At 71.0% G+C, this 24,557-nt stretch carries 21 protein-coding genes; 12 read left to right on the top strand and 9 right to left on the bottom strand.

What is annotated here, in order from left to right; genetic code table 11:
* Window positions 1–169 precede the first annotated feature (169 nt).
* The 5 genes from WMF17_RS27850 to WMF17_RS27830 all read left to right on the top strand — a co-directional run bounded on the left by WMF17_RS27850 (window position 170) and on the right by WMF17_RS27830 (window position 6,943).
* Window positions 170–2,089, top strand: a complete 1,920-nt coding sequence (locus WMF17_RS27850) for a glycoside hydrolase family 9 protein (protein WP_437644133.1) — start codon at window positions 170–172, stop codon at window positions 2,087–2,089.
* Between the two features lie 227 nt (window positions 2,090–2,316).
* Window positions 2,317–4,320 (top strand): DEAD/DEAH box helicase, encoded by a 2,004-nt coding sequence (locus tag WMF17_RS27845; protein WP_437644132.1) that lies wholly within the window; start codon window positions 2,317–2,319, stop codon window positions 4,318–4,320.
* 215 nt (window positions 4,321–4,535) lie between these two features.
* Window positions 4,536–4,937, top strand: a complete 402-nt coding sequence (locus WMF17_RS27840; protein WP_437596192.1) for a DUF4398 domain-containing protein — start codon at window positions 4,536–4,538, stop codon at window positions 4,935–4,937.
* A gap of 29 nt (window positions 4,938–4,966) precedes the next feature.
* Window positions 4,967–5,926, top strand: coding sequence for an OmpA family protein (locus WMF17_RS27835; RefSeq protein ID WP_437644131.1), 960 nt, complete (start codon window positions 4,967–4,969; stop codon window positions 5,924–5,926).
* A 174-nt stretch (window positions 5,927–6,100) separates the two neighbouring features.
* A complete protein-coding gene (locus WMF17_RS27830) occupies window positions 6,101–6,943 on the top strand; it encodes a CPBP family glutamic-type intramembrane protease (RefSeq protein ID WP_437596190.1) in 843 nt (280 codons plus the stop codon).
* A 45-nt stretch (window positions 6,944–6,988) separates the two neighbouring features.
* Here WMF17_RS27830 and WMF17_RS27825 read toward each other — a convergent pair whose 3' ends face one another.
* Window positions 6,989–8,695: an adenylate/guanylate cyclase domain-containing protein gene (locus WMF17_RS27825; protein ID WP_437596189.1), complete on the bottom strand. Its 1,707-nt coding sequence runs from the start codon at window positions 8,693–8,695 to the stop codon at window positions 6,989–6,991.
* 123 nt (window positions 8,696–8,818) lie between these two features.
* Here WMF17_RS27825 and WMF17_RS27820 point away from each other — a divergent pair, with 123 nt between their 5' ends.
* From WMF17_RS27820 to WMF17_RS27810, 3 genes are all read left to right on the top strand, one after another.
* Window positions 8,819–9,838, top strand: a complete 1,020-nt coding sequence (locus WMF17_RS27820; protein ID WP_437596188.1) for a radical SAM protein — start codon at window positions 8,819–8,821, stop codon at window positions 9,836–9,838.
* Window positions 9,839–9,841: 3 nt separating this feature from the next.
* On the top strand, window positions 9,842–10,816 hold the full coding sequence (locus WMF17_RS27815; protein WP_437596187.1) for a ribosomal protein L7/L12: 975 nt from the start codon (window positions 9,842–9,844) through the stop codon (window positions 10,814–10,816).
* A gap of 127 nt (window positions 10,817–10,943) precedes the next feature.
* Window positions 10,944–12,128 (top strand): hypothetical protein, encoded by a 1,185-nt coding sequence (locus WMF17_RS27810; protein ID WP_437644130.1) that lies wholly within the window; start codon window positions 10,944–10,946, stop codon window positions 12,126–12,128.
* Window positions 12,129–12,223: 95 nt separating this feature from the next.
* Here the strand turns inward: WMF17_RS27810 and WMF17_RS27805 are convergent, their stop codons facing one another.
* Together WMF17_RS27805 and WMF17_RS27800 are read right to left on the bottom strand one after the other, a co-directional pair.
* Window positions 12,224–12,784 carry a hypothetical protein gene (locus WMF17_RS27805; RefSeq protein ID WP_437644129.1) on the bottom strand — a complete coding sequence of 187 codons (561 nt, stop codon included), beginning with the start codon at window positions 12,782–12,784 and terminating at the stop codon, window positions 12,224–12,226.
* 190 nt (window positions 12,785–12,974) lie between these two features.
* Window positions 12,975–13,736, bottom strand: a complete 762-nt coding sequence (locus WMF17_RS27800; protein ID WP_437596184.1) for an SDR family oxidoreductase — start codon at window positions 13,734–13,736, stop codon at window positions 12,975–12,977.
* Between the two features lie 291 nt (window positions 13,737–14,027).
* Between WMF17_RS27800 and WMF17_RS27795 the strand changes: the two genes are divergently transcribed.
* Entirely contained in the window at window positions 14,028–14,225 is a 198-nt protein-coding gene (locus WMF17_RS27795) for a hypothetical protein (protein WP_437596183.1), read from the top strand.
* Between the two features lie 37 nt (window positions 14,226–14,262).
* On the opposite strand, the gene WMF17_RS27790 is transcribed toward WMF17_RS27795, so the two are convergent.
* A complete protein-coding gene (locus WMF17_RS27790) occupies window positions 14,263–15,519 on the bottom strand; it encodes an SLC13 family permease (protein WP_437644128.1) in 1,257 nt (418 codons plus the stop codon).
* Window positions 15,520–15,689: 170 nt separating this feature from the next.
* Here WMF17_RS27790 and WMF17_RS27785 point away from each other — a divergent pair, with 170 nt between their 5' ends.
* Together WMF17_RS27785 and holA are read left to right on the top strand one after the other, a co-directional pair.
* Complete coding sequence (locus WMF17_RS27785) at window positions 15,690–16,211, top strand: hypothetical protein (RefSeq protein WP_437644127.1); 522 nt, start codon at window positions 15,690–15,692, stop codon at window positions 16,209–16,211.
* A gap of 95 nt (window positions 16,212–16,306) precedes the next feature.
* The gene (gene holA / locus WMF17_RS27780) at window positions 16,307–17,353 is read left to right on the top strand and encodes a DNA polymerase III subunit delta (protein WP_437644126.1); all 1,047 of its coding nucleotides are present in this window, start codon (window positions 16,307–16,309) and stop codon (window positions 17,351–17,353) included.
* Window positions 17,354–17,374: 21 nt separating this feature from the next.
* On the opposite strand, the gene WMF17_RS27775 is transcribed toward holA, so the two are convergent.
* From WMF17_RS27775 to WMF17_RS27755, 5 genes are all read right to left on the bottom strand, one after another.
* Window positions 17,375–18,130 (bottom strand): class I SAM-dependent methyltransferase, encoded by a 756-nt coding sequence (locus tag WMF17_RS27775; RefSeq protein ID WP_437596179.1) that lies wholly within the window; start codon window positions 18,128–18,130, stop codon window positions 17,375–17,377.
* 186 nt (window positions 18,131–18,316) lie between these two features.
* Window positions 18,317–18,709 carry a nuclear transport factor 2 family protein gene (locus tag WMF17_RS27770; protein WP_437573951.1) on the bottom strand — a complete coding sequence of 131 codons (393 nt, stop codon included), beginning with the start codon at window positions 18,707–18,709 and terminating at the stop codon, window positions 18,317–18,319.
* Window positions 18,710–18,861: 152 nt separating this feature from the next.
* Window positions 18,862–20,202, bottom strand: a complete 1,341-nt coding sequence (locus WMF17_RS27765) for a cytochrome P450 (RefSeq protein ID WP_437644125.1) — start codon at window positions 20,200–20,202, stop codon at window positions 18,862–18,864.
* Between the two features lie 27 nt (window positions 20,203–20,229).
* Window positions 20,230–21,978 carry a lipoxygenase family protein gene (locus WMF17_RS27760; RefSeq protein WP_437596177.1) on the bottom strand — a complete coding sequence of 583 codons (1,749 nt, stop codon included), beginning with the start codon at window positions 21,976–21,978 and terminating at the stop codon, window positions 20,230–20,232.
* A gap of 862 nt (window positions 21,979–22,840) precedes the next feature.
* Window positions 22,841–23,524, bottom strand: a complete 684-nt coding sequence (locus tag WMF17_RS27755; protein WP_437596176.1) for an HAD family hydrolase — start codon at window positions 23,522–23,524, stop codon at window positions 22,841–22,843.
* Between the two features lie 513 nt (window positions 23,525–24,037).
* On the opposite strand from WMF17_RS27755, the gene WMF17_RS27750 reads away from it, so the two are divergent.
* Window positions 24,038–24,463 (top strand): hypothetical protein, encoded by a 426-nt coding sequence (locus WMF17_RS27750; protein WP_437644124.1) that lies wholly within the window; start codon window positions 24,038–24,040, stop codon window positions 24,461–24,463.
* The last annotated feature ends 94 nt before the right edge of the window (window positions 24,464–24,557 follow it).

The following is a 24,557-nucleotide window of genomic DNA, read 5'->3' as shown; positions in this document are numbered from 1 at the left end:
TCACACCGGCTCCATTGAAGGTTGCGCCGTCGTAACGTTCCGTGCGCATCGTCCTCTGCTGCACGGCTGTCAACTTCATCCGGAGATGCTCATTATGCTTTTTGCTTCTAGGTCGGCTGGTTGGAGGCGCTCATGGCTGTCCTTGGGAGGGTCGCTCCTTCTGGCGCTCGTGGGCGGCCTCACCGCAGTTGGCTGCGGCGACGACAACGCCTCGAACGGTTCGGGGGGCGCGGGGGGCGCGGGGGGCGCGGGCGGCGCGGGGGCCTCGGGCGGCGCGGGGGGTGCGGGGGGTGCGGGGGCCTCGGGCGGCGCGGGCGGCGCCGGTGGCGAGGCGCCGGTCGAGACGGTGCCGCCTTCTGGCACCGAGCTGATCCGCGTCAATCAGGTCGGATACCTGCCGAACGCCGCCAAGGTGGCCACGGTCGTCGCCGCGGCGGACAAGCCGCATGCGTGGGAGCTCGTCGACGCCGGCGGCGCGGTGGTCGACAGCGGGGCGACCCGGGTCGTGGGCGACGACGCCGCCTCCGGCGAGCACGTGCACACCATCGACTTCAGCGATTTCACGACCGCCGGCGAGGGCTACGAGCTCCGGGTCGGGGAGGTGTCGAGCCATCCGTTCGACGTGAGCCCGACCCTCTATTCTCAGATGAAGTACGACGCGCTCGCGTACTTTTATCACAACCGCTCTGGCATCGAGATCCTGGGGCAGTACGTCGGCCCGAGCCATGCCCGCCCGGCGGGGCACCTGCCGGACGAGGCGCCGTGCGCCGACGGCATCGGCTGCGCGTACTCGCTCGACGTCACCGGCGGGTGGTACGACGCCGGCGATCACGGCAAGTACGTGGTCAACGGCGGTATCTCGGCCTGGACGCTGCTGAACCAGTACGAGCGGTTCGTCGCGCTCGGGTCCACGGCCGGCGACTTCGGCGACGGCAAGCTGAAGATCCCCGAGAGCGCGAACCAGATCCCCGACATCCTCGACGAGGCCCGGTGGGAGCTCGACTTCATGCTCAAGATGCAGGTGCCCGCAGGCGAGGCCAACGCGGGCATGGTGCACCACAAGATCCACGACGTGGAGTGGACCGGCCTGCCGCTGGCGCCGCACGAGGATCAGCAGCCGCGGCGCCTGCGGCCGGTCAGCACCGCGGCGACGCTCAACCTGGCCGCCACCGCGGCCCAGGCCGCGCGCATCTGGAGCGAGCTCGACGCCGCGTACTCGGCGAAGTGCCTGGAGGCCGCGAAGCGGGCGTGGACCGCGGCGAAGGCGAACCCGGCGGTCATCCCGAACGAGGGCATGGTCGTGGGCGGCGGCGCCTACGGCGATGGCGAGCTGAGCGACGAGTTCTACTGGGCGGCCGCCGAGCTCTTCCTCACCACGGGCGACGCCGCGTACAAGACCGAGCTCGCGGCGTCGCCGTACACCGAGGAGCTCATCGGCGTGGACGGCACGTTCAGCGCCATGACGTGGGGCCAGGTCGACGGGCTGGGCGCCATCTCGCTCGCCGTGGTCGAGGCCCAGCACGCCGCGGCGGAGCGCGAGGCGGTCCGGACCAAGCTTGTCGCCCTCGCCGACAAGTACCTCGAGAACATCGGGTCGGAGGGGTACCGGGTGCCCTTCAAGGCGGACCAGAGGGGGTATCCCTGGGGCTCGAACTCGTTCGTGCTCAACAACATGCTGGTCCTCGCCCTGGCGCACGACTTCACCGGCGAGCAGAGGTACTTCGACGGCGTGGCGTCGGGCGCGGATTACCTCCTCGGGCGCAACCCGATGGACAAGTCCTATGTCTCCGGCTACGGCGAGAGCCCGCTCGAGAACCCGCATCATCGCTTCTGGGCTGCCCAGATCGACCCCGAGTACCCGTCCCCTCCGCCCGGCGCGGTGTCCGGCGGGCCGAACTCCGGGCTGGAGGATGACGTGGCGAAAGCGGCGCTCGGCGAGACGGAGGAGCGCGCGAAGTGCGTCCCGCAGAAGTGCTACATCGACGACATCGAGGCGTGGTCGGTCAACGAGATCACCATCAACTGGAACAGCCCGTTCGCGTGGACGGTGGCCTGGCTCGACGAGAAGGCCAAGGCGAGCGCCGAGTGATCTGGAGGCGCCGTGCGGTCGCGTGACCGCGCGGCGCATCCCCGCCGCACCGCCAGCACACGCATTCCCGCCCCGCAAGCCGCGCGCGGACGACGCACGGAAACGTGGCACGGACGACGCACGGACGACGCACGGACGACGCGCCCGTCGCACACGCGGCCCCTTCCGCGCTCGCCGAGCGATTGGCCGCGACAACCGTCCAGCTTCTGCTAGATTGCGCGGCTTTCATGAATCCAGACTCAATGCTCGACGCCTTGCCCGCGCCGCTCGCGGGCGCGCTCGCCCGCCGCGGTTTCACCTCCCTCACCCCCGTTCAACAGGCCGTCCTCGCCCCTGAGCTCGCCGGACGCGACCTCCGCGTCTCGTCGCAGACCGGCTCAGGAAAGACCGTGGCCATCGGCCTCGCGCTCGCCCCCCGCCTCGAGCGCGTCCTCGCCGAGCGCGCCGCCGCGGCGGCGCCCGACGCCGCGCCCCGGACCGCCGCGGCCCCGGCCGCGGTGATCATCGCGCCGACCCGCGAGCTGGCCGCGCAGATCGCCGGCGAGCTCAGCTGGCTCCTCGCGGCCATCGGCGTGCGCGTCGCGTGCGTCACCGGCGGCACGAGCTTCGGCGCCGAGGCGCGCTCGCTGCGCCGCGACCCGCTCGTCATCGCCGGCACGCCCGGCCGCATGGTCGACCACCTGGAGCGCGGGACCATCGATCCGCGCGGCGTCCTCACCCTCGTGCTCGACGAGGCGGACCAGATGCTCGACCTCGGCTTCCGCGACGAGCTCGAGGCGATCGCCGGCAAGATGCCCGAGGACCGCCAGACCCACCTCGTCTCGGCCACCTTCTCGCGCGAGGTCCGCGCGCTCGCCGACCGCTTCCAGCGGGACCCGGCGAGCGTGCAGGGCACGCGCCCCGGCGCGGCCAACGTCGACATCGCGCACGTCGCCCACCTCGTCTTGCCGTCGGAGCGCGACGCGGCCCTCGTGAACCTGCTGCTCCTCGCGCCCGGCGAGCGCACCCTCGTCTTCGTGCGCACGCGCGAGGGCGCCGCCGAGCTCGCCGACAAGCTCACCGGGCTCGGCCTGCCCGCGCGCGCCCTGAGCGGCGACCTCGAGCAGCGCGAGCGCACGCGCACCCTCGACGCGTTCCGCTCGGGCGCGGTCACCACCCTCGTCGCCACCGACGTGGCCGCGCGCGGCATCGACGTGCCCGAGGTCGGGCGCGTCATCCACGCCGATCCCCCGGGCGACCCCGAGATCTTCACGCACCGGAGCGGCCGCACCGGGCGGGCGGGCCGCAAGGGGATGAGCGTGCTGCTGGTCGCGCCGTTCGCGCGCGAGCACGCGCTGAGGCTGTTCCGTCGCGCGCGCGTCGAGGCCACGTTCCGGCCCGCCCCGTCGCCGGAGGACGTGCTGCGCGCCGCCGACGAGCGGCTCGTCGCCGAGCTCGCCGCCGCGCGCTGGGGCGGCGCGGACGCCGCGGCAGCGGAGGGCGTGAGCAACGCGGACGCGGACGACGCGGACGCGGACGACGCGGTCGTGAGCAACGCTGTCGCGGGCGACGCGGGCGACGCGGGCGACGCGGGCGCGGAGGGCGTGAGCAACGCGGACGCGTCGGGCGGACGCGAGGCGCGCGAGCCCCGCGCGCCGTCGGGCCTCGTGCCCGACGCGCGGCTCAAGCAGCTCGCCGCGCGGCTGCTCGCGGACATGGACGCGACCGAGCTCGTTGCGGCCCTCCTCGCGCGGGCGAAGCACACCGGCCCCTGCGCTCCGCAGCCCGTCACCGCCGTCGCGCCGCGCTCCGAGGGGCTTGCGCCGCGCGGCCGCCCCGCCGGGCCGCCGTGGTCCGGGGCCCCGCCGCGCGGCCGCCCCGCCGGGCCGCCGTGGTCCGGGGCCCCGCCGCGCGGTCGCCCCGCCGGGCCGCCGTGGTCCGAGGCCCCGCCGCGCGGCCGCCCCGCCGCGCATCGCGCCGACGGCGAGCAATCCCCGCGGCTGCCCTTCGTGCCCTTCCAGGTCAACTGGGGGGAGCGCCACGGCGCGGATCCCCGGCGCCTGCTCGCCCTCGTTTGCCGCCGTGGCGGCGTATCGAGCCGTCAGATCGGCGCGATCCGGATCGGCTCCACCGCGTCCGTCGTCGAGGTGGCCTCCCCCGCCGCGCCCGATTTCGCGCGCGCGGTCAACCAGCCCGACGCGCGCGACGCGCGGATCCGGATCGTCCGCGCGAGCTCGATGCACGTCGACTAGGCGAGCTCGGCCGCGCGCGCCGGCGCCGGAGCGCACACGGACGCACGTGGCTCGATCCCGCGCGGATCCAGCGCAGATCGAGCGTGGATCCGGCGCGGCGCGCCGTGACGCGCGCGGCGGCGGCGACCGAGCAAGCTCGCGCGACGACGACGATCGCCAGCAAGTGCATGGGTTTCCTGATTTATCGGGGACCTCAGGTGTTGTACAAACGCCGGGTGAACCGAAGCCCGAACATCAAGCCAGCCATACGCCGTCTCGCGAGCCCGGCCGCGGTGCTCGCTGCATTGCTCGGCCTCGCCCTCGTCGGTTGCGGCGGTTCCGTGCCTCCGCCGAACGACCAGCTCGCCGCGTCCCAGGCCGCCATCCGCGCGGCCGACGAGGTGGGCGCCGAGACCGATCCCCAGGCCACCCTCCACCTCAAGCTCGCCCGCGAGCAGCTCGACAAGGCCAGGCAGCAGATGGCGGCCGAGGACAACGAGTCCGCCCTGCGGCTCCTCGAGCGCGCCGAGGCCGACGCCGAGCTCGCGCTCGCGATCGCCAAGGCGCGCTCCACGCAGGCCCAGGCGCAGGAGGCGCTGAAGCAGGTCGAGAAGCTGAAGCAGGCGGGGGTCCAGTGAAGCGCGAGGTGAAGGTGATGGCTTCTGGAATGAAGAACCGACCGTTGCGGGGCCGGTCGTTCGCGCTCTGCGCCGCGCTCGTTGCGGCCTCGGGGTGCAGCGCGGCGATCCCGCCGAAGGAGCTCGTCGACGCCCGCGCCAGCTACACGCGCGCGGCCCAGGGCTCCGCGGCGACCCTCGCGCCCGCCCAGCTCGACACGGCGAAGCAGGCGCTCTCCCGCGCCGAGGGGGCGTTCAACGAGGACGCCGAGTCCCAGCAGGCGCGCGACCTCGCCTACATCGCCGATCGCAAGGCGCGGGAGGCCGAGGCGGCGGCGGCGTTGCAGCAGGCGCAGCGCGACAAGGCCGCGGCCGAGGACGCCTACAAGGAGCTCTCGCAGCAGCAGCTCGCCAGCGCGAAGGACGCGCTGCAGAGCGGCCAGCAGCAGATCGAGCGGGAGCGCCAGGCGCGCGCCCAGGCGGAGAGCGCGCGGCTCCAGGCGGAGAGCGCGCGGGTCCAGGCGGAGAGCGCGCGCACCGTGGCCGAGAAGGGGCGCCAGGAGGCCGAGGCGGCGCGGCGCGAGGCCGAGCGCGTCGCGAACGCGGCGCTCGCGAGCCTCAAGGAGATCGCCGCGGTGAAGGAGGAGAAGCGCGGCGTGGTCATCACGCTCTCCGGCGCTGTGCTCTTCGCCTCGGGCAAGTCCGAGCTCCTGCCGATCGCCAAGGAGAAGCTCAACCAGGTCGCGACCACCCTGAAGGATCAGGGGTCGCCGCCCCTGCGGATCGAGGGGCACACCGACTCGACCGGCTCCGCCCAGGCGAACCGCAAGCTCTCGCTCGATCGCGCCGACTCCGTGAAGGCCCACCTGGTCAGCGTGGGTCTGCCCGCGGACAAGATCTCGACCGTCGGCCACGGGCCGGATCGCGCCGTGGCGGACAACTCGAGCGCCGAGGGCCGCGCCAACAACCGGCGCGTCGAGATCATCGTCAATCCCACCTCCGTGCAGTGAAGCCGCCGAGGGGAGAGCGCCGCGGATCCCGGATCCGCCGCCTCCGCCCGCCCCCTTCGGCGCCACGGCGCTGTTTCCCGGGGGCCTGGATGTCCCGTGCGTGATGCCCAAGCCCGGCGCGATCGTCCCCGCGCCGGATTGTGCCAGGGGTACCGGCGGTGATAAGCACGGCGCGTGATCGCAGGCTTTTTCCGCGGGATCTGGCAGGAGTACGTAATCGACCTGCGCGACCGGCTCGACGCCGAGGCGGCGCTCCACCGGGCCACCACGCCGGCGGGAGAGGTCACCCGCCGCATGGTGAGCGTCTTTCTCACCGTGATCGGCGTGCTCCTCTTCGTCCGGTTCGCCTGCAACGAGAACGACACGCGCTGGATGGTCCAGGGCCTGCGCGCCGTGGGCCTCGATGACGCCGCGGCGGGGCTCCACGACGCGCTGAACACCTCCCCGGACCGTCGCTTTCACCAGCGGACCGTCTGGGCGGTGGGCCGCATCATCGGCTACCTGGTCCCGACCCTCCTCGTCGCGCGCTTCGTGCTGCGGGTGCCGATAACGAGCCTCGGCCTGCGCGTCCGCGGGACGGCCCGGCACATCTACGTCTATGCCTTCTTCTTCGCCGTCATGGCGCCGATCCTCTACGCCGCGTCGCTCTCGCCGGCCTTCCAGGCGAAGTACCCCTATTACAAGCTCGGGCGGGGCGAGGACCTGTGGCCGTGGTTCTGGGCATGGGAGGCCCTCTACGCCGCGCAGTTCGTCGCGCTCGAGTTCTTCTACCGCGGCTTCTTCATCCACGGCATCCGCCGTGCGCTCGGCTACGCCTCGATCTTCGCCATGATGGTGCCTTACGCGATGATCCACTTCGGCAAGCCGTTGCCCGAGGCGCTCGGCTCGGTGATCGCCGGGTTCATCCTCGGCACCGTGAGCCTGAAGAGCGGCTCGATCTGGGGCGGCTGCGCGATCCATATCGCCGTCGCGACATCGATGGACCTCCTCTCCCTGTGGCACCAGGGGCGTCTATAGCGACGCCCCGTGGCCGCCGGCGCCGCTGAGGGAGCACGATGGCCTTCAGAGGTCCACCACCGCGTAGGTCATCACCGGCTGCACGCGGCCTTTGACCGTGATCTCGCTGACGGGACGCGTGTTGAAGACCTCCTTCACGAGGAGGTGAGTCTCCTCGCTGAGGAGCACGCTCACGCCGAGCTCCTTTGTCGCGGTCTCCAGGCGCGAGGCGAGGTTCACGGCGTCGCCGATGACGGTGTACTCCATGCGCGCTTCAGACCCGATGTTGCCCGCGACGACCTCGCCGGTGTGGATCCCGACACCGGTCTTGAGATCCGGGATGCCCCGCGCGGCGAGGCGCCCGTTGAAGCGCTCGAGCGCCGCGCGCATGCGGATGGCCGCGCGCACGGCGCGCACGGCGTCGTTCGGCTTGGGGACGGGCGCGCCGAAGACCGCCATGATCGCGTCGCCGATGTACTTGTCGACGACCCCGCCCTCGTCGAGGATGATGGCCACCATCTCGGTGAAGTACTCGTTCAGGAGCCCCACGAGCTCCTGGGCGTTCATCTTCTCGCTGATCGTCGTGAAGCTCCGGATATCGCAGAAGAGGATCGAGACGGTGAGCGTCTCGCCGCCGAGCTGCACTTTGCCGGCGAGCAGGTGATCGAGCACGGCTTCGGTCATGTACTTGCCGAAGGTGCTGCGGAGCTTGTCGCGCTCCTTGAGGCCGTCGACCATCGAGTTGAAGCCGGTCGCGAGATCCTCCAGCTCGTCTCCGGTCTTCAACGCCTCCACGTGGACGTACTGCTGGTGCTCGAGCTGCTTGAGCGCCACGTTCACGCGGGAGAGCGCGCGCGACATCGTTGTCGCGAGGCGCGCGCCGAGGAGCAGCGCGACGATCGCCGTGAAGGTGAGCACGCCGGCCGCGAAGGTCAGGTTCTGGCGCACGATCTTCCGGACATCGCTCACGTCGAGCGCCATGACGATCGAGAAATCACCGACCTTGCCGCGCAGCGATCGGGGGGCGAAGCGGGAGAGGGCCCACAGCGAGCTCGCGTCCTCGACGATCGTGGGGTGGGCCTCGTCGCCGATGACGGCGCCCTGGAGCAGCTCGGTCGGGAAACGTGCCGTGCCCGTGATCCTCTTACCGGACGGCTCGACGAGCGCGATCTCCACGCCGAGCTTCGTCGCCACCTCGCTGAAGTACGTGGGATCGATGGGGATGCAGGCGAGCAGCGATCCGGCGTCGCTCCTCGCGCGCTGGGCGACCAGGTATGCAGGCGGCGAGCCGGGCTGTCCATCGCACCCGTGGACGAGCACGTCCCGCAGGTCTTCCATCTCGTCGATGCCCGAGAGGCCCTCCGCGAGCCCGGGGACCTCGTCCGTGCTCGGCGGTGGCGCGTCGAACCCCCTCGCCGCGACGAGATCGCCGAGCTCGTCGAAGGCGGCGATGGCGACGTTCGGATGAGCGTCGATGACGGCCTCGAGCGCCGTTCCCACGGCCGCCTCGTTCCACAGCCGGAGCCCCTCGACGAGCTCGCGCGTACGAGACGCCTGGCGCGAGCTCGTCGAGACGGCGCGCTGCTGCTGCCTGAGCTCCAGCCGGAAGTTGCGGATCGCCTGCGGGACGCGCTCGCTGATCTGCGCGATGAGCTGCCGGTGCATCACCCACGACAGCACGGGGAGGGCCGCGAGCGTCGCGAGCGACGAGAGCGCGACGAGGACGATGAGCTTCGCGCGAACGGTGCGGAGGCGGAACATGAAGACGCTCATCAGAGCAAAGTCCGCTCCCAGTGGATAGCTCTCGGCGGCATCGACCCCGCGTTGCCCGAGCCGGCCGAGCTGCACGGGCGGGAGCTCCCCTCCTGTAGACCCTCATTCGGTATGCTGCTTCGCATGGACCAGCGTCCCGAAGACGCCATCGCCGTCCCGCCGGCGCTCGCCCACCTCCGCCGGTTCCCGCTCGACGGCGCTCTCCTGCTGTTCGAGCGGCGCTCCGGCCTCACGGCGCTATGCGATGGCCCCGAGACGGCTCACCTGCGCATGCGCGCTCCGCGGGTCGTCCAGTTCGCGATCACGAACGCCTGCAATCTTGCCTGTTCCTTCTGCTCGCGCGACGCCGGGGCCGACAGCGTCTGGACCGCGGGCGGCGCCTTCGCCATGCTCCGCGACCTCTGCCGCGCGGGCGCGCTCGAGGTGGCCTTCGGGGGCGGCGAGCCGCTCGTCTTCAAGGGCTTCGCCGATCTGGTCCGGCGCCTCGACGAGGAGACCGCGCTCGCCGTCAGCCTCACCACGAACGGCACCGGGCTCACCGATCGGCTCCTCGCCGCGCTCGTCCCGCACGTCGGGCAGATCCGCCTCTCCGTGTACGACGACGTCGACAACCGCCCGGTCATCGCCCGCCTCGCCGCGCGCCGCGCCCGCTTCGGCGTCAACTGGCTCGTGACGCCGGCGCGCCTCGCGCGGATGGAAGAGGTCGTCTTCGATCTGCTCGAGCGCGGCTGCCGCGACGCGCTGCTCCTCTCGTACAACGGCCGCGATCGCGCGCTCCACCTCTCTCCCGCCCAGGCCGCGGACCTCGCGCGGCGCGTCCGGGCGCTCGGCCGCGCGCTGGAAGGGCGCATGACGCTCAAGCTCGATGTCTGCTGGGGCGAGCGGATGGAGGCCGTCCCGCGCCTCTTCGCGCCGGGCCCGTGCCCGGCAGGACGCGAGTTCATCGTCCTGACGAGCGACGGGCGGCTCGCGCCGTGCAGCTTTCATCACGCCTCGTTCCCCGTCGCGACGGCCGCCGAGGTGCTCCGCGTCTGGGAGCAGGAGCGCGCCTCCCTCGCCGCCCCGGCGCGCGACCCCGGCTGCGCCCGGGCCGCCGGGTTCGGCCTCGATGCCGGGCCGCGGAGCCTTCCTCTCGCAGGTTGAACCATGAGAATCCGCCTCTTCAACGCCTTCGCCAGCAACAACAGCGGCAGCTACACGATCGTCGGCTCCTTCCGTGACGCCGCCACGGCCGAGGAGGTCGCGCGGCTCGTGCAGGAGGTCTGTGACGCTCACTCTGCCTGGCTCGGCGCGCGCGACGCGGCGCCGGAGGCCGCTGCGCCCGAGGGAGAGTCGCCGCTCGAGGCCTTTGCGCAGCGCGAGGGCCTGCGCGCGGACGACCACGGAGGCGACGGCGACGACTGGCCCCAGTACGGGCCCTCGCCCGCGGCGATCGCGGCGGGCCATCAGGTCATCGTCCACGCGCCGTACACGGTGACGATGCCGCCCGTCTTCGGAGCGCTGTTCTACGCGAAGGGCGGCCGCGTCGAGGCGGAGCTCGAGCATGCCCACGAGGAGCTGGCCGTCGAGTTCAGCTACTGGCCCGAGGACGTGCGCTGGGACGACCCCGGGGCGGCCGAGCGGCTCGACGCGTTCGAGCAGCGCGTCACCGCCGAGCTCCCCGCCTGGACGGCCCGGAGCGAGCACGACAGCCGGCCCCCCATCGCGCCCGCGTGGCACAGCGGCGAATGGCGCTCGCGGCACCTGTCCGCCGTCTTCTCCGACCTCGTCGAGGGCGTGCAGGGCGTGCGGCGTCTGGCGCGCGAGCACGGAATGCGCCTCACCGTGCGCGTGACGGAGTGCCCGCACGGCGTGGCCGATCCGTTCGCCCGGCTGCGGGCACGGCCGAACCCCTGGGGCCCGTTCCACGTGATCCTCTGGCAGATCGGCCCGGACCGGATCGCGGCAATGAAGGCGGTGCGACAGGCCGTCGGCTGCGACCTCGACGAGGTGAAGGCCGCCCTCGAGGGGCTGCCGCGGGAGATCCTCGTGGACGTGACCGAGGAGCACGCGCGGCGCGCAGCCGACCTGCTGCGGCAGGCCGGGTGCGACGCCGAGGCGGTGGTGCCGGCGCGGCGCTGAGGGGATCGCGGGACGGGAGGGGGAGGACTGGCGCTCTCAGGAGGCGCTCGCCGGCCGGGCAAGGCGCGCGTCACGGACAGGGGCGCTCGCTCGGGCGCTCATGTGCTGGAGCAGGTAGCGTGGAAGGATGAAGAACCGTCTTGTGCGTGGAACGATGAGCAACCATTTTCAATCGACCCTGGCGGCGCTCGCGGTGATCGTCGCGGGCTGCGGCGACCCGTCGAGCGCCACCGGCGACGGGGGCGCACCGGCGGGCGGGTCCTCGTCGTCCATGGACGGCGGTGTGTCGCCGCCCCCGGACGGCGGCGGGGCGGGCGACGGCGGCGGGGGCGACGAGGACGCTTCGGTGCCGCCGCCGGGCACGCTGAGCGCGCGCTACCCGGGCGACGAGGGGATCCGCGACGACCCGGCCGTGCTCTTCCACGACGACTTCGAGGCAGGGTGGGGGCGCTGGGACGGGCCCACCGCCGACACGCGCACCCTGCACATCGAGGCCGATCCGGCCGCCGCCCACGGGGGACAGGGCTACCTCCGCTCGACCGTGACAACGGCCGACCTCGCGGAGGACATGTACATCTCGTCGTCCACGTGGGTCACCCACGAGCGCGTCGACGCGATCTACTGGCGCTTTCACGCGCGCTTCCCCGAGCTCGCGCCGAACCCGCACCACTGGGTGCGCATGGCGGCGGGCACCGAGGAATGGGACTGGAGCGGCCTCGCGAACACGGTGCCGGCCGGAGACGAAGGCTTCTGGTTCGACTTCGACACGAACACCGACGACGTCTTCAACTTCTACGCCTACTGGTACAAGATGCGCTCCGGCCGCTGTAACGACGGGACCGCCACGCCCGGATGCGCCGGCGATCAGGGGACCACGTATTACTACGGGAACGTCTTCGAGCCGCCGGGACAAGCGCCGTTCCCGCGCGACCGCTGGTTCTGCATCGAGATGCATGCGCGCGCGAACACGGTGGGCGAGCGCGACGGCGCGCTCGCGTTCTGGATCGACGGCGCGCCGATCGGCGATTACCGCCCCGGCTACCCCGACGGCACCTGGCTCCGCGCCCAGTTCCACACGGCAGGATGCGAGTTCAGCGCGTGCACGCCGCCCGAGCCGTTCGAGGGCTTCGACTTCCGATCGAGCGAGGACGTGCGCTTCAAGAGCTTCATGCTCGACGCGTATTACGAGCGTGACTCCGACGCGCGCCGGCGGGCGGAGATGGAGGAGCGCGGCCTCACCGTCTCCGACGCGCGCACGATCCTGTACGACGATGTCGTCATCGCGACCGAGCGCATCGGCTGCCGCCGCTGAGGCGCGCTCCGCAGGCGCGGTTCGGCATCTCGGGCGCCGCCGAGCGCCGCGGCCCTCGCGGAAGGGCCGGCGCGGCGGCTCGGCGGAGGAGACGGCTACGGGAGCACCCAGTCCTGCGTGGCCTGTCGGCACGCAGGCCCGCAGTCTTCGCCGTTCGGGTACGAGGTCTGGTACCCGGGTGTGAAGCTCTGCTCTCCGAGGGCGGCGCCGTCCCGCCGCGCCACGACGTCGACGCGCGCCGGCGTGCCCTGGATCGCGAGCAGCTGCGTGAACTGCCCGGGGATCGGGACGCAGGACTGCGATACGGAGTCGCGGTCCGACCTCTCGGTGCATCGTGTCACGGGCTGGATCGAGACGGACACGGTCGGGCTGCACTGGACGAACACGCCGCCGCCGCCGGGCTGCGGCGTGTTCGTCCAGCTGTAGGCGCACGACACCTCGCTGCCATCCACCACGAGATCCAGCGTGTACTCTCCCGCTGCCCAGCTCTTGTTCGCCGTCGCGGCGGTGATCGAGAGGCCGTCGGTGCAGCCCATCTCGGTGCATTGCTTTGTGACGCAGCCGGACGCGGCGATCAGGGTGAGCCCGGCGAAGAGCGCGGCGGTCTTGCGCGGGCAGGAGTCGAGGCGAACGAGGGAAGAAGGAGATCGATTCATGGGGTCGTCCTCTCTCCGGCGAAGCCGCCGGGGATGGCTGCGCAGGCGTAGCAATGGGCAGGCCACCTTGCGCGGACACAGGCCCCCCGGCCCTGCGGCGGCCGGTGGTCGCAGAGCGACGCCGTCGGCCCGGAGCGGAGCGGGCCCGCCGCCCGGAAATCCTCGGCCGCGGGTCCTTCCGGGGGCCGGGTCAGGCCAGGGTCCTGCCGCCGTTCACGGACAGCTTCTGGCCCGTGATGAACCTGGCGGCGTCGGACGCGAGGAAGGCGACGGCATCGCCGATCTCGTCCGGCGTGCCCATGCGCCGGAGCGGGTTGCTCGCGGCATACGACTGCATGGCCGCAGGGTTCGCGCCCTCGCCGAGGTGGCGCTCGACCGGGACCCAGCCGGGCGCCACAAGGTTGACGGTGATCCCGTGCGGGCCGAGCTCCATCGCCCAGGAGCGCGTGAGGCCGAGCTGGGCGCCCTTGGCCGAGACGTAGCTGGAGAACTCGGGGACACCCTGCTCGAAGACCTCGGACCCGATCTGGATGATCCGGCCCGCGCGGCGCTCCTTCATCCCGGGGAGCACCGCCTTCGCGAGGAGGAGCGGGCTCTTCACGAAGAACTCGAGCTGGTCGAGGCAGTGACGCCACGTCAGATCCTCCAGCTTGACGTGCGGCTGCGGGCCCGTCGCGTTGATCACGAGCACCTCGATCGGACCGAGGCGCGCCCGCACCCCGTCCACGAGGCGAACGACCTCCTGCTCGTCGCGCACGTCGGCCTGGAACGCCTCGGCCTCGCCGCCGCCCCGGCGGATCTCCTCGACCACGCGCCCCGCATCCTCGCGGCCGGCGAAGTAGTTCACCGCCACCCGCGCGCCGGAGGCCCCGAGCCTGCGGGCAATGGCGGCTCCAAGGCCGCGCGAGGCGCCGGTGACAAGGACAACTCGTTTCGACAGATCGTGCGCCATTCAGGCCTCTCCAGGAGATGGGGGATCGCGGTTCGCCCGGCACTGTAAAGGAGATCGGCCGCGCAAGCGCGCCTCCGGGAGCCTCCCTGCCGCGCACGGAGCCGCTCGCCGCGCGCGCACAGGGCCGAGGTCGGTCAACGGTTGCGGTATCGATCTGGATCCAGCAATACGGGATTTTTACGTCGTTATGCCGTGCTGCTGCGCCGATGCTCCGACTTTTCACCAGCAGAATTGAAGGTTTTCAACGCAACGCGCTACTGATCGACCCCTGGGCGTCGTATGCTGGGCCACATGAATACACGCACGTTGCGACAGGCCCTGCGCCCTCTCGTGATGCTCGCCATGGGACCCGTGTTCTGTGCGGCCGTGGGGATCTCGCTGATCCACGCGTGGCTCGACGTGCGGCGAAGGCCGCCGGAGCGGCGCGGCCTCGCCCGCGCTGCAGTGCGGCATCGGCTCCAGCGGCCCCGCGAGCAGGCTCGGCTGTGATTGACACGGTGCTTCCAGGGCGTTGTGGCGGTACGGCTCAGCGCACGAAGAGGAGCCAGAGGAGCGCCGCGGCGGTCGAGGCCAGCGTCACCGGGACACCGACCCTGGCGTAGGCGCGAAAGCCGATCTCGCGCTCGGCGCCCACGGTCTCCACGACGATGATGTTCGCCACCGAGCCGAGGAGCGTGAAGTTGCCCGCGAGGGTCGACACCAGGGCGGTCGCGATCCAGGCGATGTGCGGATCGGGCTGGCTCTGGATGTAGGACTCCGCGAGCAGGATGAAGGGGACGTTCGACACGATCTGGCACCCGACGAGCATCGCGATGCCGAGCCCGAGGAGGCCGAGCGTCGGCCCCGCGGGGAGGTAGGGGCTCGCCGCGCGCAGCGCCTGCTCGGGCATGCCGGTCTTCTGGAGGGCCGCCACGACGATGAAGAGGGCGCCGAAGAACACGAGCACGGTCCACGAGACCCTGTCGAACAGCCCGTTCGCGTCGCGCCGGTGCAGCAGGATCGCCGCGGTCGCCCCGCCGAGCGCCGTCCAAGCCAGGTTCGCGCCGAGCACGAACAGCACCGACACGACCGCGATGCACGCGAGCGGCACGAGGGCGCTCGGCCGAACATCCGGCGCCGGCGCCGGCGCCGGCGCGGGCTCGGGCAGGGGCACGGACGCCTGGACCGCGATGCGGCGCCGGAGCAAGAGGTGCAGCATCACGGCCGTGACGGCGAGCCCGACAAGCGCGGCGGGGCCGGCCTCCAGCAGGTACGTGCGGTACGAGATGCCGGAGAGGTGGCCCACGAGCATGTTCTGCGGGTTGCCGGCGAGCGTGAGCGCGCTGCCGGCGTTGGCGCCCATCGCGAGCGCGAGGAGGTACGGCACCCGATCGAGCCCTGCCCGCCGGGCGGTCCGGTCGACGAGCGGCGCCAGCATCACGCAGACCGAGTCGTTCAGCAGCACCGCGGAGGCGAGCCCGGCGCCCACCGTGACGAGGTAGAGCAGGCGGACCGGCGAGAGATCCCGCCGCGCGACCCACGCGGCGGCGCGCTCGAACACCCCGGCCCCGTCGAGCGACGCCGAGAGCAGCATCATGCCGAGCAGGAGGCCGATGGTGTTCGGCTCGATCGCCGCGAACGCTTCGTGCGGCGTCAGGCCGGCGCCGGGCTCGAGCGCGCTCAGGAGGACCATGGCGCACGCGCCCGCGAGCGCGCCGGCCGGGCGCCCGATGGGCAGGATCGACAGGCGGCGCGCCGCGATGAGGACGTACGTGGCGGCGAATACGAGCAGGACGGACCACACGGCGCGGCATCTGAGTGGCCGGGCACGCGGCTGTCAAACGAAGGCGACGCGGCGGTCTCGCCGCCGGCGCGCATTCCGGGTAAGCAGCGACGGCCTCGCACAGGCGCGGGCGGGGCGCTCTCCCGGGCTCAGCGGGGGCGCTCGACCGGGCTCAGCGGGGACGCCAAGGCATGGGCAGGCAGCTCTCGACCCCCACCGCGATCCTCCTCGGCAGCGCCCTGATCGCCGCCGCGGTCTACCTCGGCCTGCGCCACGGCCCGGCCGCCGTCGCCCCGGACGCGCGCTCCGCCGGGGGCACGGCCGCGGACCGCGCCGGGTCGGGGTCCTCCGCCGGGCCGGCGGAGCGCGCCGGCGCGTCCGGAGAGGGCGCGCCGGCGCCTCGGCGCGCGCCGAGCGTGCCGCGCGAGGAGGTGGCGAGGCAGGCCGCGCGGGCGCTCGACGCGCACCGCCCGGCCCTTGTCGAGCGCTGCTACAGGCCGGCGATCGCGGCGCACCCGGCGCCGCGCGGGGTGAAGTACGTCTTCGACCTGACGTTCGACGCGCAGGGCCGGCAGATCGCGCGCGGCATCCTCGAGGATCGCGAGACCTCGCGCCCCGAGATCACGGCCTGCCTGGTCACCGCGCTCCCGCCGGTCGCCGTCGCGCCGCCCGGAGCGAGCGTGCGCGTGGACGTCCCGTTCTCGCTGCCGTGACGGGCGCCGGGCCCGCCGGGGCCGTGACCCCGCGCGTCGCCCTTGACGCACCTGCCTGAACGCCCGATGGCGGAGCGGTGACGCCCGACCAAGCCTTGAAGGAAGCGACGACCGGCGCCCTTCGCCCGGTCTACCTCGTGATGGGGGAGGAGCGCTGGCTTGTCGATCGCGTGGTGAGCGCGATCCGGGAAGCGGCGGCCAAGGGGGGCATCGCCGGCTTCAACGAGGACAAGTTCACCGCGGGCGACGCGCCGATCGAGTCGGTCCTCGGCGCCGCGCGCATGCTCCCGATGATGGGCCCGCGCCGCTTCGTGCTCGTCCGCAGCGTCGAGCGCTGGGAAAAGAAGGACGACGTGGACGACGGGGACGACGAGCGCGGCGGCGCGGGCGGCAAGCGGGGCGCGTCGAAGCAGGTGAGCCCGCTCGACGCGCTGGCCGAGTACGCCAAGGCGCCCTCGCCGAGCGCGGTCGTCGTCGTCGTCGCGGCGAAGCTCCACGGCCAGCGCCGCCTCGTCACGTCCGCCAAGAAGGGCGACTTCCTCGTCGCGTGCGAGCCCCTGAACCGCCGCGCCCTGCCCGGCTTCATCACGTCGATGGCCCGCGAGAAGGGCAACCCGATCTCGAGCGACGTGGCCGACCAGCTCGCCGAGCTCGCCGGGCCCGAGCTCGGCTACGTGGTCGACGCGATCGAGCGGCTCTCGCTGTACGTCGGGCCGAAGCAGCCGATCACCGAGGACGCGATCGCGCAGGTGGTCATCCGGGTCCGGCAGAGCACGGTCTGGGAGCTCATCGACGCGCTCGGGCGGCGGCGGCTCGACCGCGCGCTCGCGGCGCTCGCCGACGCGTACGACCCCCGCGACGGAGGGCTGCGCCTGCTCGGGGCGGTCTCGTGGTCGGTCCGCCAGATGGTGAAGTTCGAGTCGGCGCTCGCCACGGGCGCGAGCCAGGCCGAGGCCGCGCAGCGCGCGGGCGTGGCCCCCTTCAAGGCGAACGACGTGGCGCAGTCGATCCGCCAGCTCCCGAAGGGCGCGCTCGCCGGCTGGATGCGCATGCTCGCCGAGACCGATCTCGCGCTGAAGAGCAGCCGCCGCCCGGCGCAGGCGGTGCTGGAGACGATGCTGATCGAGATGTGCTCGCGCTGAGCGGGAGAGCGCGGGCCCTTCTCAGGCGGGCTTTCGGGCCCAGGCGCCGAAGACCATGTCGCTGATGTACGTGGCGTTCGCCTTGGCTCGCTCTTCCACGAGGCGCTCCTCGAGCGTGTCGATGTCGATCTCGGCTTCGGTCGCGACCCCCTGCTGCACGATGCGAGGCAGCATCGCGCGGACGATGGCCGCGGTGCGGTAGCGCGTCTGCGGCGTTTGCACGACCGCCTCCGCGCGCACGCTCACGACGGTGAGGCCCGCCTGCTCGAGCACGGACGCGAGATGAAAGCCCATGCGGATGTCGGCGCCCTCTCGCTCCACCGTTCCCCACGTCCATCGATGCGTGCGCTCGTGGAGCGGCAGGGGCTTCACGGATGCCGGCACCATCGTTGTGTCGTGCTCCTGAAAGACGACCAGGCCGCCGGGGCGCAGGGCACGGGAGAGGCTCTTCACCGCCGCCACCGCGTCGGGCTGGTACATCAGGACGCGTCTGCCCACGATCGCGTCGAAGAGGCCGTGCTCGGGCGCCAGCGCGCCCAGGTCGCCCTCGGCGAAGGTCATGTTCGAGAGGCCGAGCGAGCGCGCCCGGTCTCGAGCCGCCGCGAGCGGACGCGCGTCGCGGTCGATGCCCACGACCTGCCCTTGCTCCCCGACGAGCTGCGCGATCCGGAACGAGACATCCCCGGGACCGCAGCCCACGTCGAGGACGCGCATGCCGGCGCCGATGCCTGCATCGGCCAGCAGGCGGTTCGTCATGTCGCCAACCACGTCTGTCATCGGTCCACTGTCCTTCGCCTCGTTCGCCATGCTCGAGTCGTAGCGCGAGCGGCACCACCGCTGCAGGGCCCCGTTTGTTGCCGGATTGGCGGATCTTTCGATCCGGGAGGGGAGAAGAGGGGCGGGGAGCGGAGAAGCGGGGAGCGGAGGGACCCCGGAGCGGGGCCTCATTCCGAGCAATTTCTTCTACGGGCCGGGCGCCAGGAGCTTGCGCGGGTCGTAGTAGGAGCGCAGGCGCTTGATCTTCGGCGTGTCCGGATCGATCTCGAAGTGCTCCGACTGAACGACCTCGCCGACGGGCGACGGGAAGCGGATCAGCGTCGCCACGCAGTGACCGTCGGGGCTCAGGTAAGTGGCCTCGACCGTCAGGTGCTTCAGGTAGGGCGCAAAGGCGGTCGCGGCCTTCACCGCGTCCTGACCGCGCAGCGGGCCCCCATATTTGGCATGCACCATGGGGCTCTCGACGACGAACTCCTCATGGAAGACCGCGGCCAGCGCCAGGGCCACGGCGGCCGATTCGCCGGCGCGAAAAGCGTCATAGTACGACTCCACGACCGAAAGCGCTCGCGGTGTTGCCATTTCGACTCCTCCCTTGCCGCCCTCGGGAGCGGCTGAATTTTCGACAGAGGTCAATTGAACCAATTGCCATACAGGTTCACGATGGTGGGAGGGTACGCCCCCCCGCCAGGGCAAGCGCACCCGTGGACGAGATCCGCCTCGGGAACGCGTGGTCAGCCCTCGACCGGGGCCAGGCGCACGCGGAACGCCGAAGGGTACCCGTGGTGGCGCGGCGTGGGATCGATCCGGTAGGGAACGCCGGCCCGCAGCAGCTGTTTGACGGCGATCGAGATATGCAGAATGGCTACGTACTTGCCGTGGCACGTATGGATCCCTGACTCCCAGAACAGGTAGTTCTTGCTCGCGAGGCGCCCGGGCTTGAACTCGTCCGGGGCCGCGATGTGCTCTGGGTCGTGCATCGCCGAGGCGCTGCACGCCATCACCAGCGCGCCGGCGGGGATCTTCGCCTGGTGATGCGTGCCAAGCCCGACCGTGTATTCGCGCACGCAGCGGCTGGTGACGCCGACCGACGGGGGCCGGAAGCGTAGCGCCTCCAGCACATAGCCGGTGATGGCGGCGTCGTCCGCGACGTTCGCCACGTTGAGCGCCTCGCGCAGCACGCGCGGGCGCTTCATCAGCTCGACCAGGACGTTGACGATCGCGCCGCCGCTGAGATCCACGCAGCCCATGAGCAGCCCCAGGATCACGTCGCGGATCCCCTCGTCGCTCTCGTAGGTTTCGGGGACCGCCTGCATGAGCAGGTAGCGGTCCATCACCGAGGGCTGCTCTGGCGGAGGCGATTGCGCGAGCTGCTTCTTGCGCGCGGCGATCATCGCGTCGATCATGGGCAGCGCCTCTTGACGAGCGGCCTTCGCCGCCCCCACGGCTGCCGGGTCGTTGGTCGGATTGAGGAAGATGTCGTGGAACAGCGCGTGGGTCCACGCCACCACCTTCTCGGTCGGTATCTCGCCGACGCCGAGATATCGCGCCATCGCGGCGGCTGGCACCTTGAGCGCATATTCCCCGGCGAGGTCGAACGGCCTGTCGATGCCGACGTGGGTCAGCAGCCGGTTCGCCTCCTCTATGACGAATTGACGGTAGCGGGGCAGATCGGCGCGAGGGAACGCCAGGCGGAGCAGCGACTTCTCCTTCTCGTACTTGGGCGAGTCGTTCATCGCCAGGATGTTCTGGCCCACGTCCTCGATCAGCTTGGGCGCGATGTTGTCGATCGTGAAGACGTCGTTGGTGTTGAGCACCTCGATGACATCGTTGTATCGAGTCACGAGCGTGAGGGCCGGGTTGGCGAAGATGGGCCTCTCGCGTCGCAGCTGGCGGAGGAACGGGAGCGGCTCCTCTTTCAGCCACTTGAAGACCATGCCGGCCTCGATCTGCTGCCGTTTGACCGGATCATTCTCGTGCAAGAGCGCGCTGTGGAGGGCCTCGAGGTAGTCAAAAGGCGCCTTGGAAGAGTCCGCCTTCTCGTCTTGTTCATCTTCTTCGTTGCAGATGCTCATGGGGCGAATTCCTTTCTCGCAGGTCGATCAGATCGCGACGCTCTGGGGGACCATCGAAGGGAGCAGGTACAGATACGGTTGCTCGCGGGTGCGATTGCGCTCGGTGATCTCCCGCTCGATGTGGGCCAGGCGCTCGCGGTAGCGAGCGAACGCCTGCTTTGCCGCCGGATCTTGCAGCATGCACTTCATCGTCGTGAGGCTCGCGCTGGTCAGCGGGGGGCCGATGCTGAGCGAGCGGCTGAGCACCATCTGGCGAATGCTCTGTGTCCGCCCCGGGAGACGCTCCAGCGGCTTGAACTGTCGCTTGTCGTCTCCGTTCAGGATATCGCTGTAGGGGCGATAGGTGGAGAACTGAGCATTGGGGATCCAGGTATAATAATCGGCCTGGCCGAAGTTGACGGCGGCGTGGTACGCGGTCGCCGTGAAGATGATGTTGGTGACGATGGCGACCAGGTCGTCGAGGTTCGTGAGCGTCTTGAGCTGATCGGAGCTCTCCGGCGGGAGCAGGCCGTTCACGTCGCCGAGGTCAGGAGACGCCAGCTCTTGAACCCACCTCTGCAGGCTGGCGTCGCTCGCCAGACATCGCGGCGTCGGAAAGGCGATCTTCAAGACCTGTTCGACGTACTCCTGGATCGCGGTCCAGTGCAGCAGCGCATCGTCGCGGTAGTGATAGTTCTTCAAGTCGCCCACGTCGCGCGCTGACAGATCGTAGGGGAGCGCGCTCTCGAAGAACCGCCAGGGCTTGCCACGGTATCCTCCGACGCCCGAGCCGGCATAGGCGCGCCTCAGGAGCTCGAAAGAGCCCTCGCTGGCCACGGCGCTGGTGACGCCGAAGAAGCGCCCTCGCCCGAGGAACCGCCGGCGCGCCAGCTCGTTGATGGCCAGGGTGTTGAAGAAATGCGGCCTGAGCAGCTGATGGAGCGGATGCGTCGCGGGCAGGTTGCGGTAGGTGCTCACCGCGAACGGCTCCATGATCAGGTGCGAGAAGAGTAAATGGGTCACTTCGCCCTGGTAGATGGCGTCGGTGCTCGCGACGGCGATCTTGGCCGTGAGCCAGTCATCCGCCGGGCCCAGAGGGGTGAAGATCTTGTCGGGCGGCGTCCCGTCCCCGCCGTGCGAGTGCGCCAGTCTTATGGCCACGGGCAAGAGCTCGCCGGCCGCGTTCTGGTGCAGCATGCACGTCGGAGCCAGCGGATACTTCCCCAGCTCCTGCTGCACGTCGGTGTCGACGATGCCCTTGAAGATGCGATAGTCGATGGAGTAGAGCTTCCCGCTCTCGCACAGCATCTCCAGCGTGCGACCGTCGGCGAGGGTGACCGGCTGGGGCTCGGCGCCGCTCAGGAACTCGCAGAGATCGCGCGGCGTCGCGCGGCGGATGTGCGCCGGATTGATCCCCACCAGGCGCTGCCGCCCGAACTCGGCGTCCTCCATCCAGCGCGTCGCTACCAGGGGCCTGCGCATGAAGGTCCAGGGCTTGAAGAACTCGTCGAACTGGTCGAAGGTCTCCCAGTCATCGACGGACTCGAAGATGGCGCCCAGCCCGAGATCGGACGTGGCCTTGATGACGAATTTCCCCTCGCGGTAGCGCTTGTACCCGTACGCGAACAGGTGAAGCGCCTGCGCGATTTGCAGCCCGGCCGTGTCCTTCCACTTGCCGAGGTTGAGCGCCAAGATCTTCGCGACGGGAAAGCCTTCCCCCGGCGGTACGAGATCGCTACCAGCCGGCAGGTTGGACCCGAATTTGCGCCAGTTGGGTGTCGAGCTGGGCTCCATCATACTCGTGCTCGCTTCTCCGTCTCAGGCAGTTGTGAATTGGGTGGTTCAATTGAACGTCGCTCTGACGTCACAGCGCTCTTGGCGCGTGCGGGAGGGCCTCCGTGTCAATCGCAACAGGACTCAGTGGTTCCAGCGCCGCCCCCCCGTGCTCGCCCTGCCCCCGCAGCCGATCGCGTCGCCCTTCAATGTAGAACAGGCGAGTCGCCGTCCCACGAAAGGTTGTCGTGCCGGGTTGCACCTTGCCGAAGCGTACAGGTGCATCCTCGAAGTGGTTAGGAGACCGTAGAGCGTTCGCGCATGTCAAGCCATTTCGGTGGTGAGCCTTCGAGCTCCCCGCGCGTGCTTCAGTCCTGACGCTCCGCCGCCTCGACGCCCATGAAATGTCGCATTTCAGAACGATTTCGCGCAATGGGAAAGCTGCGCGGCGTCGAATTCGCAGGATACCGACGCGCGTGTCGGCGCCGCCCTCGCGCGAATCGTTCCGTCCCGGACGACTGGTCAAGATCGGGACGCCTCGCAGCGCTGTGCATTGAGCTGTGGAGTGAACGCGGCCCCTTCGATAGGTGGCCAGGTTGTCGAGCTGGCACCCGACGCGTCGGCGGCGCCTCACCCAATCAGAGCGCATCTCCGGTATGTCTTGAAGCTATTGGCAGCCCGTGAATCCATAGCTCGCGCTCGATGATGGCCGCTCGCTCTGCTGTGCGCTGATGCTCTGGATGGCCATCGTCCTTATACCGGCGCGCGAGCGCCCCACCGGCGCGGCGGTGTGCAGGTCCGCGATGCAGCGGATCTCTGCGGTAGCCCGGTCTATCGGGGCGGAAGTCGACCGTGAACGCTCAGAGGGGCACCGACGCGCTGGGTGCTAGCCGAGCAGCGCCTCGAACACGCCCTTTTCCCCGAGGTCGCCGAAGCTGTGGGTCGGGGCGCAGGCGGCGAGCTCCGCGAGGGCGTAGGTCCCGGTGGCCACGGCGATCGACTCGGCGCCGATCGCCCGGGCCGCGGCGATGTCCTTCGGCGTGTCGCCGATGACCACGACGCGGCACGCCTCGAGCGGCGCCGCGAGCCTCGCCGCTCCGCGCGTCGCGCCGATGCGCAGGAGCTCGTCGCGGCGCTCGTGATCGCAGCCGAAGCCGCCGAACGCGAACCGCTCGTAGATGCCGACGCGCGTGAGCTTCGCCTGCGCCCCCGCGCGGACGTTCCCCGTGCCGAGGCCGACGGCGCACCTCGCCCGCCGGGCGGCGGCGTCGAGCGCCTCGACGACGCCGTGGTGGATCCGGGTCTCCTCGGCGAGCGACATCTCCTCCGCGAGGATCTCGACGTAGATCGCGAGGAGCGCGTCGATCGCGCGCTCGGTGACCTCGCGCCCGAGCGCCTCGAGCCCTGCCCGGAGGATGGCCCTGTCGGTCATGCCGGCGAACGAGAACGACGCGCACGCGTCGGGCCGGCCGGCATACCGCGCGAACGCACGCTCCATGGCGCGCCGGCCCGCGCCGCCGATGGAGAGCAGGGTGCCGTCGATGTCCCAGAGGAGGACGGTGGGGCGCATCTCCCCAGGGTAGATGCGTCGCGACGCGAGCGCGAGCGCGGAGGCGCGGCGAGCGGTCCCCGGGCGGCCTCATCGGCGCGGAACCCGATCGCGCGAGGGAGGCGCCCGCGTCGCGCCGTGCGCTGCGGCGCCCCCGCGCGCCCGACGGAACCCCGGCCCAGGCGCTGCTGAGCGCGATGTGCGTCGCGGGCCGACACACCGTTCACACACTTACGCGCAGCCCGTCAGATCCGTCAGCAAATCGACCAGAGTGGCTCGGCGTGCACCGACCGCCCTTCACACACTTACGAGCAGCACATCAGATCCATCAAAAATTCGACATGGGTGGCGCTGTGGATGCGACGCGAGGCGTCGCGGCGTGACTGCTTACGAGCAGCGGTAAAAAATCGTTAATGAAAATTCGTGGATCATCGCAAATGCTCTGCGGCAGGGTCGCCCGGCGCGGTGCATTTCGCGAGAGCATGGAGATGAAATCGATTTTCTCTATGGGAGAGGAGGTTTAACGTCGTCTCCATGGGACGTGTGCTGGGACAATCGTTCGGCTTTCTTCTCTGGCTCGTTGGCCTCGGGCTGATGCTGGCGCTGGTCAACAATTACGCGGCGGAAGAGCCGGAGGTGGACGCGATGGCGCGGGCCCAGGCGTGCGAGGGCGTGCAGGCTCCGTGTGATGAGCTCTTGATTGGCTACGTGCGCAGCTCGCTCGGCCGGAGCTTCCAGCTCATCGTGCGGGGCAAGGACATCTCGGTCCGGTGCCGGCGCGAGCACATCGTCCTCGGGGACTACCGGTGCACGCGCTGGCCGCCGGCGGCGCTACCGGCTGCCGTGAGCTCGATCCCGGTGGCGACCTCCGCCGGAAGCGCTCTCCCGGCGCCGCGAGGCGGGAGCGCGAAGCGCGGGGTTCCACCGCCGAGCGCGGGAAAGCCGGAGAGCAAGTTGTAGGGAGCGCCGCGCCCCTCCGAGGCGCCTCGTGGGCGGCGTGACGCGCCCCGCCTAAGCACGCGCGCACGGCCGCGAGTTGCGCTACTCCTCCAGC

This window comes from Sorangium sp. So ce362 (genome assembly GCF_051519845.1).
GTDB lineage: Bacteria > Myxococcota_A > Polyangia > Polyangiales > Polyangiaceae > Sorangium.
Note: the sequence above shows the minus strand (reverse complement) of the source record. Positions and strands in the feature narration are given on the sequence as shown.